The 11,198-nt window shown below is 68.6% G+C and carries 10 protein-coding genes and 1 tRNA gene; 8 read left to right on the top strand and 3 right to left on the bottom strand.

Annotated elements, in window-relative coordinates:
- Nucleotides 1-15 precede the first annotated feature (15 nt).
- The 4 genes from Ahu01nite_RS20775 (at nucleotide 16) to Ahu01nite_RS20790 (ending at nucleotide 3,068) form a co-directional block, all read left to right on the top strand.
- Nucleotides 16-1,326 (top strand): molybdopterin molybdotransferase MoeA, encoded by a 1,311-nt coding sequence (locus Ahu01nite_RS20775; protein ID WP_203838236.1) that lies wholly within the window; start codon nucleotides 16-18, stop codon nucleotides 1,324-1,326.
- On the top strand, nucleotides 1,323-1,967 hold the full coding sequence (locus tag Ahu01nite_RS20780; RefSeq protein WP_203838237.1) for a GNAT family N-acetyltransferase: 645 nt from the start codon (nucleotides 1,323-1,325) through the stop codon (nucleotides 1,965-1,967). Before Ahu01nite_RS20775 ends, Ahu01nite_RS20780 begins: the two co-directional genes overlap by 4 nt.
- Nucleotides 1,968-2,096: 129 nt before the next feature.
- Nucleotides 2,097-2,912, top strand: a complete 816-nt coding sequence (gene sepX, locus Ahu01nite_RS20785) for a divisome protein SepX/GlpR (RefSeq protein ID WP_203838238.1) — start codon at nucleotides 2,097-2,099, stop codon at nucleotides 2,910-2,912.
- Between the two features lie 82 nt (nucleotides 2,913-2,994).
- Nucleotides 2,995-3,068 (top strand) — tRNA-Ala (locus Ahu01nite_RS20790).
- Between the two features lie 218 nt (nucleotides 3,069-3,286).
- On the opposite strand, the gene Ahu01nite_RS20795 is transcribed toward Ahu01nite_RS20790, so the two are convergent.
- A complete protein-coding gene (locus tag Ahu01nite_RS20795; RefSeq protein WP_203838239.1) occupies nucleotides 3,287-3,679 on the bottom strand; it encodes a VOC family protein in 393 nt (130 codons plus the stop codon).
- Nucleotides 3,680-3,743: 64 nt separating this feature from the next.
- Between Ahu01nite_RS20795 and Ahu01nite_RS20800 the strand changes: the two genes are divergently transcribed.
- From Ahu01nite_RS20800 to Ahu01nite_RS20815, 4 genes are all read left to right on the top strand, one after another.
- The gene (locus Ahu01nite_RS20800) at nucleotides 3,744-4,205 is read left to right on the top strand and encodes a response regulator transcription factor (RefSeq protein ID WP_239159013.1); all 462 of its coding nucleotides are present in this window, start codon (nucleotides 3,744-3,746) and stop codon (nucleotides 4,203-4,205) included.
- 84 nt (nucleotides 4,206-4,289) lie between these two features.
- Nucleotides 4,290-5,051, top strand: coding sequence for a phosphodiesterase (locus Ahu01nite_RS20805; protein ID WP_203838240.1), 762 nt, complete (start codon nucleotides 4,290-4,292; stop codon nucleotides 5,049-5,051).
- A 99-nt stretch (nucleotides 5,052-5,150) separates the two neighbouring features.
- Entirely contained in the window at nucleotides 5,151-5,516 is a 366-nt protein-coding gene (locus tag Ahu01nite_RS20810; RefSeq protein WP_203838241.1) for a VOC family protein, read from the top strand.
- 83 nt (nucleotides 5,517-5,599) lie between these two features.
- Complete coding sequence (locus Ahu01nite_RS20815) at nucleotides 5,600-6,835, top strand: GAF domain-containing sensor histidine kinase (RefSeq protein WP_203838242.1); 1,236 nt, start codon at nucleotides 5,600-5,602, stop codon at nucleotides 6,833-6,835.
- Between the two features lie 57 nt (nucleotides 6,836-6,892).
- Here Ahu01nite_RS20815 and Ahu01nite_RS20820 read toward each other — a convergent pair whose 3' ends face one another.
- Nucleotides 6,893-9,229 (bottom strand): bifunctional polysaccharide deacetylase/glycosyltransferase family 2 protein, encoded by a 2,337-nt coding sequence (locus Ahu01nite_RS20820; protein ID WP_203838243.1) that lies wholly within the window; start codon nucleotides 9,227-9,229, stop codon nucleotides 6,893-6,895.
- Nucleotides 9,226-10,218, bottom strand: a complete 993-nt coding sequence (locus Ahu01nite_RS20825) for a hypothetical protein (protein ID WP_203838244.1) — start codon at nucleotides 10,216-10,218, stop codon at nucleotides 9,226-9,228. Before Ahu01nite_RS20825 ends, Ahu01nite_RS20820 begins: the two co-directional genes overlap by 4 nt.
- Nucleotides 10,219-11,198 lie beyond the last annotated feature (980 nt).

The raw sequence follows: 11,198 nt of genomic DNA on the forward strand, positions 1-11,198 counted from the left end.
CGGCGGTGCGCGGGGATGACCGCGACGGCCGATGCCGAGGCGGCCGCCAACGAGCTGATGCCTCTCGCCGAATACCTGGGCAGCGTGCTGCGCAGGTTGCGGGCGCTGCCTCCGCTCGACCTCGACCTCACCCAGGCCCACGGCAACGTCCTCGCCCACGACGTGCTGGCCCCGCACCCCTATCCGGCCTTCGACCAGGCCGCGATCGACGGGTACGCGGCCCGCTGGGAGGACCTTGCCGCGGCCGGGCGGATCGGCTCGCACCCCTCGTTCGGGGCGTTCGAGGCGGGACTGCGCCCGGTCCGGCTGAACGTCGTCGGTGACCTGGGGGCGGCCAGCTGGCGTCCGGTGCGGCTGACCCCGGGGACGTGTTTCTCCGTGGCTGCCGGGGCGCCGCTGCCGATCGGGGCCGATGTAGTGGTGCCGATCCACTGGACGGATCAGGGCATGGCGGCCGTGGAGATCATGCACGCGCCGAAGCGGGGCTCCGGGGTCCGGCGGGCGGGTGATGAACTGCCCGTCGGGCGGGTGCTGGCGTCCGCCGGGGCGTACGTCACGCCGGCGATGGTGGCGGTTTTCGCGGCGTCCGGCATCGGTCATGTGGTTGTTCGGCCCAGTCCCCGGGTGGTGGTCGTGGCCACGGGTGACGAGCTGGTCGACGTGGGGCGTCCGAGTCAGCCCGGGCAGGTGGTGGATGCGAACTCTCACGCTCTGACGGCCGCCGCGGTGGAAGCGGGCGCTCTCGCGTACCGGATAGGGATCTGTGATGACGACCCGGAGGGCCTCCGGGGGCTGCTGGAAGATCAGACCTTGCGGGCCGATCTGATCATTACGACCGGTGGTACGGGTACGGGGCCGGGTGACATGCTGCGCCGGGTGCTGTCGCGGCGTGACCATGGCCGGGGCGTGGTGGAGTTCACCGACGTCGCGCTCTGCCCGGGTGCGACGCTCGGGTTCGGCACCGTGGGCGGCGAGGAAGTTCCGGTGGTCTGCCTGCCCGGTGAGCCGGGTGCCGCGCTGATCGGCTTCGAGGTGCTGGCGCGGCCGGTCATTCAGCTGCTCGCCGGGGCGGAACCGGTCTTCCGGCCCGGCGTGAAGGCGCACCTGCTGGAAACCGTGTCGTCGCCGGGCGGCCTGCGGGAATTCCGGCCGGCTCATGTAGCGGAACGGCGCGGCGGGGGCTACACAGTGCAGCCACTCGCCGGTGGGCCTTACACTCTGTCCGGCCTCGCGGAGGCCAACGGTCTCTTGGTGCTCGGCGAGCGGGTCACCGCGGCTGCCGCCGGATCGACCGTGGATGTGTTGCTGCTTGACCGGAGGCGATGATGCTGGGCTCCACGCCCGGATGGCCTGCCGTCCTGGCGGACGGAGCCGTGCTGCTCAGGCCCTATCGGCGAAGTGACGCCCGAGCCTGGTCGGAGGTTCGCATCGCGAACCAGGCCTGGCTCAGCCCCTGGGAGTCGGCGCCGCCCGGCCCCTGGGCCGAGATGAACTCGGCGCGTGCGTACCTCTACGTGTATCGGGACATGAAACGTGCCGCCAGCCGTGGCGACAGCATGCCGTTCGCTGTCTGCCTCCGGGGGGACGACGGCAAGGAACGGCTGGTCGGGCATCTCAACCTGGGCAGCATCGTGCGGCGAGCGTTCAGTTCCGCGTACGCCGGATATTGGGTTGATTCCCGGGTTGCGGGTCGTGGGGTGGTCCCGACCGCGCTGGCACTCGCCGTCGACCACGCGTTCGGGCCGGGCGGGTTGCATCGGGTGGAAGTCAACATCCGACCGGAGAACGTCCCGAGCCGCCGGGTGGTGGAAAAGCTGGGCTTCCGGGAGGAGGCTTACCACCCGCGGTACATGCACATCGACGGAGCGTGGCGAGATCATCTCGGGTACGCGATGACGAACGAGGAAGTCGCCGCGGAAGGTGGCCTGCTCGCGCGCTGGCGGAGGTTGCGTACCACGACAAAGTGATCATCGGCTCGTTACCGTCCGGCGCGGCGTACAGATATCAGCAGGTCTCGCCCGTAATCTCGGGGAGATTGCGACTTTTTCGTGCCGGGCGCCCCACCGCCTGCGCACGCTCCATGGCTGACGGGAGGGGTGAGGGTGCCGACCTCGGTGCTCCTCGCCGTCCTCGCCGCGGCCGGGCTGCTCGCCCTCGCGCCGGCTCTCGTCCGCCGGTACGACGCGACCGAGCGTCTGGCAGCGGAGCGGGCGTCGTCGACGGCTCGGGTGCTTCAGCGCCGCCGTCGGCTCCGAACCGTGCCCGGACGACGACCGGTCAACCCCGGTCGCCAGTACATGGTTACGTCGCGGACCCTAACGGGTGATCAAGCGGAGGGTTCCGCCGACCCCACCCCGGCGTCCGAGGACGTCGCGCCGGTCTCCGGGCCACCCGCCCGGCGTCTTCGGGTGGTCAGCTCGCGGCGTCCGGCCCGCCGACGCGCGCCTGTGCGGAGGCAGACGCCCGCAGTGGTCCGCCGCCGCCGCGTCTTCGCCGCCCTGCTCCTGTTGAATGTGATCGAACTCATCGGCGTGCTCGCGGTCAGCCCCGGCTTCTGGATCAGCTTCACGGTCACGGGTGCCCTGCTCGGCAGCTACCTGGTCCACCTGCGCAACCGCGCGATGGTGGACCGCCGTCGCCGCCGCATCGAGGCAAGGGAAGCCGCCTGGCTCGCAGCCCGCCAAGCGGAGGTCCGCCGCGAACAGGCCCGCCGCGCGGCTGCCCGCCGCGAAGCTCAGCGCCGGCTCGCCGCGCAGAAAGAGGCGGTCCGGCGTACGGCCATGGGCCTGGACCGCGACCCCTCCGACCTGCCCGCAGCGGTCAACGGCGCCTCGGTCTCCTACCGGCGCGGGGGCGGCCTGCGAGGTCGCGCCTACGAGGCCGGCGGGCGGGGCAACGCGTACCCGGCGTAGAGATCGTCTCCCGCGACACGGGAGGGGGGTTCGCGAGGCGGGTGGGGGACCTGTTAGCCTTTTGTCGGTCCTACGGGGCCGGGGGGCTGTGGCGCAGTCTGGTAGCGCACCTCGTTCGCATCGAGGGGGTCTGGGGTTCAAATCCCCACAGCTCCACCCTTTAAAAGCCGCTTCCGATCTCGGGAGCGGCTTTTCGCATTCCCGGGCAGCAGGCACCCGGGCAGCAGGCACCCGGGCGGTAGGCACCCAGCGATGATCTAGGGTGCACCGGTGAACGCCATATTTCTGCTGCTCATCGCGCTGCCTGTGGGTCTGCTTGTTGCCGGCCTGATCGTCCTGATCGTCTTTCTGGCGCAGAGGTCCCAGAGGAAGAGTTAGAGCGGCGCGGTGTCGACGTAGAGGCAGAAGGGGTGGCCGTCGGGGTCGAGCATGACTCGGACGGTGTCCTGGGGCTGGTGGTCTGCTTCTGTGGCGCCGGCTCTGGTTGCGGCCTGGACTGCGCGGTCGAGGTCGGGGACCTCGATGTCGAGGTGGAGTTGCATCTGTTGTTTGTGGGCCTTGTTGGGCCAGGTGGGCTGCTCGTAGTCGGGGGAGCGCTGGAAGGCCAGATATTCGACGTTGTCGCCCAGGGGTGCCACCGCTACGAAGTCCGGCTCGTCCTTGACGATTTTCCAGTCCATGAGTGACGAGTAGAACTCGGCCAGTGCGAGGGGGTCGGGAGTCTCGAGCACTACGCCCCAGAAGTGCGATGGGTTTCGTCCCAGCATTGATGCAGTGTCCTCCTCTGGGCGGTTCTGCACAGCCGGGCACGCGGCTCTTGGCTTGATCGATATGTTCCGCACCCGGGATGCAACTGCGATCTTGCTGGGGGATCGGGTTGGCGGGCCGATGTTCGCGCGCATGAACGAGAAACTGATCCTCGTGGCCGAGGACGACGCTGATCTGCGGGACATGCTCACCTATGCGCTGGAGCGTGCGGGTTACACCGCGGTGGGTGCCAAGGACGGGAACACCGCGGCGCGGATTCTGCAGGTGGCGCGGCCGGTGGGCATCGTTACCGACGTACGCATGCCGGCGCTCAACGGGATGGAGCTGTGCCAGTTGGTGCGCAGCAACCCGGAGGTGAGCAATGCCGCGGTATTGATGGTGTCGGCGAATGCGCACTTGCACGACATCAACGCGGGGTTGAGTTCCGGGGCTGACGGATATCTGCCCAAGCCGCTGTCGCCACGCCGACTGGTCGCCGAGCTCCAACAGGTCATCGAGCGCCGGAAGATGATCAACGTGGGGTAGGAGGATGTCAATGTCTTGATGTTGTCGTTGTAGTGGTTACGACCATTTGGTTGACCGGGACCCGCGGCGTCGGATCATGACGGAATGACCTCCTTCATCGCTCAGCTCAGCGACTCGCACCTGACCACCGGGCCGTTGGGTGGCGGGCCTGCCGCCGGGCTCCAGCTCGCCCTTGCCCGGGTCATGGCCCTCGACCCGCGCCCCGACTGTGTCGTGGTCACCGGCGATCTCACCGATCACGGCCTGGAGGAGGAGTACGCAGCCCTCCAGGAGGTCATCGGTGACTTCCCGCTGCCCCTGCACCTGACCACGGGCAACCATGACGACCGGGACGCCATGGTGAAAGCCTTCGGCGGGGATCCCTACTACTCCGTGGACTATCCCGGGTTCACCATCGTGGCCCTGGACTCGCTGATTCCCGGTTCGCCGGCCGGGCGGCTCGGCGGCGAGCAGTTGGCGTGGCTGGACCGTACGCTCGCCGCGCGCCCCGGCGTGCCCGCGCTCATCGGGCTGCACCACCCGCCGATGGCGATCGGCATTCCGTTCCTCGACGGGATGCGGCTGCTCGACGGCGAGGAGTTGCGGGAGGTGGTCGCCGGTCACGACAACGTCGCGCGGATCATGGCGGGGCACGTGCACCGGCCGATCACCGCAGCGTTCGCGGGCACCGTGATGACCGTCGCGCCGAGCACCTGGCGCCAGTCCGGGCTGCTGCTCGGCTCTGACGCGCCGCCCGGCTACGTCGCCGAGCCCACCGGCTTCCTGCTGCACCTCGTCGACGGCCCGGACTGCGTCACGCACACGGTTCAGGTCAGCCACGCGGCGGCCCTGCTCGGTGCCTATTGAAACCAGACGGCGCACCATGAGCGCCACTGGGCGCAGAGATCATCGAAGTTCGCCGCTCCCGCTATACGGTCGGTACTCGACGCGGGAAGGGAAGACCGAATGATCGACCATGTCCTTCTCGGGGTGCACCACCTCGACGAGAGCCGGCACTTCTACGAGAACGCGCTGCGCCCGCTGGGTGTCAAGGTGGTCGCCGAGGAGCCCGAAATGGTGGGCTTCGGCGATGACAGCGGGCGCCCGTTCTTCTGGCTGGCGGTTCGGGAGCCGTCCCACCGCGTACACGTCGCCTTCACCGCGGCCGACAGGGCCGCGGTGGACGCCTTCCACGCCGCCGCACTGCATGCCGGTGGGGTGGACAACGGGCCGCCGGGGCTGCGGCCGGACAACCACGAGAATTACTACGCGGCCTTCGCCTTCGACGCTGACGGGAACAACATCGAAGCGGTCTGTCACAGGCCTGCGTAAAAGCGGGGCCGGCGAAAAGCCGGGTATGTGAGCATCGCAACTTTTGGGTGGTATCTCTTGAGGCAGCCTCGGAGGTGACCACCATGCAAGCACCCCTGCCCGCGAACGAAACCGACCGGCTCGCCGCGCTCTACGAACTCGACATCCTCGACTCCGAACCGGAGAAGGACTTCGATGACATCGTGGCGCTGGCGTCGACCGTGTGCGGCGTACCGATGTCCCTCGTCAGCCTGCTCGATGCCGACCGGCAGTGGTTCAAGGCGAGCGTCGGCACCGATCTGACCGAGACCGCGCGGGACATCTCGTTCTGCTCCCACGCGATCCTCGGCAAGGACCTGCTGGTGGTGCCCGACGCCACCCAGGACCCCCGCTTCGCGGACAACCCCACGGTGTCTGACGACGGGGGAATCAGGTTCTACGCGGGTGCCCCACTGCTCACCACCGACGGGTACGCCCTGGGCTCGCTCTGCGTAGTCGACTCGCAGCCCCGCAGGCTGGACCTCGAGCAGCTGCAGGCCCTGCGGGCGCTGGCCCGGCAGGTCACCTCCCAGCTGGAACTGCGCCGGTACGCGTCGGCGCTGGCCAACACCACCGCGCGGCTGCAGGTCCTCGAACGGCACAAGGACGAGCTGGCCTACCTGGTCGGCGGCGAGCTCCGCTCCTCGCTGCGGCTGATGCGGTCCTACCTGGCAGACCTGGGCGACAAGGGTACGCACGACCTGGAACTCGCCGATCTGCTCGGCCGGGCGACGTCCGCGCACGTGCGGGGCTTCTCGGAGCTGCTCGACCACCTGAACTCGATGGCCGAGGCGGGAAGCGGCAGCGACAGCCTGCACATGCGGGAGATCGATCTGACCCGGCTCACCCAGCGCGCGGTCGAGGCGGTGCGGCCGATCGCGGCGACGAAGCAGATCTGGATCCTCAACCAGAGCGGCGGGCCGTCGCTGCCGATCATCGCGGACCCCGTACGCCTCGAACAGGTCCTCATGCATCTGCTCTTCGCGGCGATCAAGTACACGCCGCCCGGCGGTAGGGTCCGTGTCGGCACGGACATCGAGAGCGGTCCGACGGTACGCCTCGACGACATGGACATGCCCGACGGAATCCGCCCCGACCTGTTCCCGCACCTGTACTACGGGGCGATCGCCAGCCCGACGGTGGTGCCCGGCCCGGACAAGGGCATCGCGGTCGCCAAGCGCATCCTGGACGCGCACCACGCCACCGTCGCCCTCTCCGACCGTCCCGGCGACGGCACGTCCCTGCACCTGGTGTTCCCATTCGCCGAACACGAGGACGAGCGTGAACTCCAGCTCGTCTGATGATTCTGAGAGCCAGACCCGCCCCGCTCGGCTGCAGTTCGAGCGGGGCGGGTCCGTTCAGGCGCCGTGCGACGGCGTCTGGGACGGCACTGCCGGGCGCGCGGTGGCCCGGCCCGCGGCGGGGTGACCCACCACCGGAACCTGGTCGAGACTCGGCGGCCACGTGTCGACGGCCGGTGCGACGCCCTGCTTCGGCAGGACCAGCGGCCGTTCGGCGGCCGGCACCGACTTCACCCCGGACAGCCCGGCGCGGTGCAGCTTGTGCCACCGCAGCCGGCCCCCGGTCAGCGCGGTCACCGCGGACTGGATCAAAACCAGATACATGAGCTGCCGGTACGCGAATTGCTGCAACGGCAGCCGCCACAGCGGGACGAGCGACTCGCGGTCGAAGCGGAACGCCACCGCCGCGGTCACCAGCTGCAGCGCGAGCATCATCAGCCAGGCGACGACGGTGTCGGTGAGCTCCCAGAAGACCAGCCCGTACACCAGCATGATGTCGACGACCGGGGCGAGCATCGGCAGCGCCACCCCGAACAACGCGAGGAACGGCAGCCCGACCCGCCCGAAGCGGCCCGACGGCCCCGAATCCGTCAGCGCCCTGCGGTGCTTCCACATCGCCTGCATGGTCCCGTAGCTCCACCGGTAACGCTGGCGGTACAGCTGTTCCAGCGTCGCCGGCGCCTCGGTCCAGGCCTTGGCGTGCTCGGCGTAGACGACCCGCCAGCCGTCGCGGCACAGCGCCATCGTCACGTCCGTGTCCTCGGCCAGCGTCTCGTCGCTGATCCCGCCGACCCGGGCCAGCGCCTCCCGCCGGAACGCCCCGATCGCGCCCGGCACGGTCGGCATGCAGTTCAGCATCTCGTAGAGGCGGCGGTCGAGGTTGAAGCCGATCACGTACTCGATGTGCTGCCAGCCGGCGACCAGGCTGTTGCGGTTGCCGACCTTGACGTTGCCCGCCACGGCGCCCACGGTCGGATCGGCGAACGGCTGCACCAGCATCCGTACCGAGTCCGGCTCGAAAACGGTGTCGCCGTCGACCGTGACGATCAGGTCGTGGCGGGCCAGGGCGACACCGGTGTTGAGGGCGTTCGCCTTACCGCCGTTCGGGACGCGGATCACGCGTACGTTCGGCAGGTGCATGCGCTCGACCAGCGCCGCGGTGCCGTCGGTCGAACCGTCGTCGACGACCACCACCTCGATCGCCGGGTAGTCGCCACCGGCCAGCGAGCGTACGGCCGCCTCGATGCCCTCCTTCTCGTTGTAGGCGGGCACGATCACCGACACCGGATCGGTCACCGGCGGACCCCAGCTGAAGCCCCGCTTGCGGCGCTGCCGGGCATGCCGGGTCGCGAGCACCAGGAGCAGGCCGGTACGCGCGATCGTGAGCAGCCCGACCAAGAGGAACAGCCCGGCGATCAGCCACACCAGGCCGTCGGCTACGCGTACGGTCCAGATGAGCCCGGACCCGCGCAGTCGATCGGTCGGGGCCGCCGCGGGGTTGACCGGCAGCAGCGGCAGCGCGGCCGCGTCGGGCTGCTGCTCGATGGCCAGATTCAGCCCCTCGGTCACCGTCGTGAAGCGATACCCGCGCTGCTTCATCATCGGGATGAACGTCCGCAGCGCCTCGACGGTCTGCGCGCGGTCCCCACCGGCGTCATGGAAGAGGATCACCGCGCCGACATCCCCTGGCGGCGATGCGTTCTTGACGATCTGCCCGACACCGGGCCGCTGCCAGTCCTCGCTGTCCATGTCATTGACCACGACCAGATAGCCGTCCCGCCCGGCCTCTTTGACGATCTTCCAGTTGGTCTCGTCGATGGCCTGCGGTTTTGATGAGTACGGAAACCGCGCGAGATTTGTCCGTACGTTCGCCGCCCGGGCGATGGCCACCTGCGTCTGGGACAGCTCGAGGCTGCGCCGCCACGGGGCCACCCGCTGCAGGTTCGGGTGCGTGAAGGTGTGCAGGCCCAGCTCGTGGCCCTCGTCGGCGATCCTCTTTGTCAGCTCCGGGTGGCGCGCGACCTCGGAACCGATCACGAAGAACGTACCGTGCGCATCGTTCTCCTTGAGCACTTCGAGGACCTTAGGCGTCCACTCCGGATCGGGCCCGTCGTCGAACGTCAGCGCGATGGTCCGCGGCGGCAGCCGGTTCGAGCTCTCCTGCCCCCCGGTCGTGTTGATGATCGGCCCGCCACCGCGGATCGCCAGCGGCACCCCGGTCTGATCCCCGACCTCAGAATCCTTGTGATCCGACGTGAACTCCGAATTGATGTACGCCTGCACGACCAGCACACCCACGAAGAGCACGATCAACAGCACGCCGAGCATCACCCGGGGCTGCGGGAGGATGCGTCGGCGCGACCTGCTGCGATTGCGGTTACGACGGGCCGTCACGCGCTCACCTCGACGCCGGCCACGGGCTTGGCCTCGGCCTCGGTCTCGCACTCCGCCTCGATCTTCACCTTCACGGACGGGGCCGGCTCGGGATCGGCGTCGGGCTCGTCCTCGGCCGGCTCGCTGCTCGGGCTCTGCTCCTGGCCGGCGCTGTCGTCCTCGGTCGCGCTTTCGCCTTCACTGCTGCTGTCGTTTTCGCTTTCGTCTTCGCTCGTGCTGTCGCTGTCGCTGTCGCTGTCGCTGTCGCTTTCGTCGTTCTGGCTGGTCGTCGGGGTGGGGGAGCCGCCGCCCTCGCCACCGTTCTCCGCTGCGGGGGTGGTGGGTTCTTCCGTGGGGAAGTCGGTGCCGGAATCGCCGTCGCCGCCGCCCTCACCGCCCGTGCCACCACCCCCGCCGCCCGTGCCCCCGGGTAGCGGGGGTGCGACCGGAGCGCTGGGCGTCCCGCTGCTGGCAGGCGGGGTGGTAGCCGGTGTGGTCGGCTTGGTGGTCTTTGCCGACTCCGGAGTGCGGGACCCGGTCGGCGTTGGGCTCGGCTTGGCCGTGGTCGGCTTCGGGACGGTGGCCGTGGTGGTCCTGCGGGCCGCCGGAGACGTACGCGCCGGCTGTCTGACTGTGACGGTGCGTGCCGGGGACGCGTCCCGGTTGGGAAAGACCTCGAGTATCGGCTGCGCACTCGCCGTCACACTGGTCTGCGGCGCCGGGGTTGGGCTCGGCCGGGGCGCGGCAACATCCTTGTCATCGCCGTTGACAAGATCCGGCAGCGGCAGGACAGCATTGGAGCTGACCGGCCCACCGGCCAGACTGACACCGATCAGCCCCCCGTAAGTCATGCAGAGGGCACCGAAGCCGTACGCGACGCGCGTCAGCACGCGCCGCCGGCGTCCGGTCGAGTCCACGAACACCGGCGAGGGGTGCGCGACCTCGATCACCTCGGTGTCGGACACATCGGCGTCGGCGGAAATCGGGTTCTGGGGCTCCTGCAATGTCACGCGGCGAGCTTAGGAACATCTAGGAAGATCACGATTGTCTTCACCTGTTCGACTGACCACCATATGTGTCGATGAAATCAACCGAATCGGTGATGTCCCGCATTTGACCTGATCAACGCAGTGTGAGTCGCTCTTCAGCCCAACAGCACTGACCTGCAAAAAATGATTTCCCAAGCCGCGGTTACGTGATTATCGGCAAAATGTCGGTGTCATATTATCGACTACCCAGCACGCCATTCACGAACGCCATTCACAAATTGTTATGCGGCTTAAGAAGGCAATATAGCAGTATGTCCGTTTGGTCGCACTCCCAGCCAGCCCCTTAGCTGCGCGTGTTCACCCGATCACCACCAGCAGTCCCACCCGACCGGAATCGACAACAATTTAGTAAGTCGACCCATTGTGTCCGGCAAGGACGCTCGTTAAGCTCGTATTCGCACGCCCCTATCGCCCGCTTCCCCCGTGGCAGGCGATCGGGGCGTTGCTTATTTCCCCAGAAATCCAAGCCCTCGCCGCCCGTTCCAAAGCCGCGCCGAGTCGATCCTCCGCGCCGCTTCGACCTCCTGCCGCTCCTTGCTCGCACCGGGTCGGTCGCCTGCCACTCCTTGCTCGCACCGGGTCGGTCGCTTGCCGCTCCTTGCTCGCGCTGAGTCGGTCGCTTGCCGCTCCTTGCTTGCGCCGAGTCGGTCGCTTGCCGCTTCTCAACTTGCGCTGGTTCGAGCTCCCTGCTGGTTCGAGCTCCCTGCTGGTTCGAGCTCCCTGCTGGTTCGAGCTCCCTGCCGGGTCGATCTCCTGCCGGGTCAAGCCCTCTGTCGGGTCGATCTCCCTGCCGGGTCAAGTCCTCGCCGGTCTATCTCCGGACGGTCGAAGTCGTGTCGGGTTGAGGTCGTGTCAGGTTGAGTCCTTGCCGGTCGAAGTCGCGCTGGCCGAAGCCGCGCTGATCAAGGCTGCGCCGGTCGAAGCTGCACTGGTTCAAGTCG

This window comes from Winogradskya humida (genome assembly GCF_016862215.1).
GTDB lineage: Bacteria > Actinomycetota > Actinomycetes > Mycobacteriales > Micromonosporaceae > Actinoplanes > Actinoplanes humidus.

Bases quoted from the DNA above. Each gene is read 5' to 3' on its own strand.
- Ahu01nite_RS20775 (WP_203838236.1), top strand. From the start codon at position 16: ATGACCGCGACGGCCGATGCCGAGGCGGCCGCCAACGAGCTGATGCCT.
- Ahu01nite_RS20800 (WP_239159013.1), top strand. From the start codon at position 3,744: ATGTTCCGCACCCGGGATGCAACTGCGATCTTGCTGGGGGATCGGGTT.
- Ahu01nite_RS20805 (WP_203838240.1), top strand. From the start codon at position 4,290: ATGACCTCCTTCATCGCTCAGCTCAGCGACTCGCACCTGACCACCGGG.
- Ahu01nite_RS20815 (WP_203838242.1), top strand. From the start codon at position 5,600: ATGCAAGCACCCCTGCCCGCGAACGAAACCGACCGGCTCGCCGCGCTC.
- Ahu01nite_RS20810 (WP_203838241.1), top strand. From the start codon at position 5,151: ATGATCGACCATGTCCTTCTCGGGGTGCACCACCTCGACGAGAGCCGG.
- Ahu01nite_RS20780 (WP_203838237.1), top strand. From the start codon at position 1,323: ATGATGCTGGGCTCCACGCCCGGATGGCCTGCCGTCCTGGCGGACGGA.
- Ahu01nite_RS20795 (WP_203838239.1), bottom strand. From the start codon at position 3,679: ATGCTGGGACGAAACCCATCGCACTTCTGGGGCGTAGTGCTCGAGACT.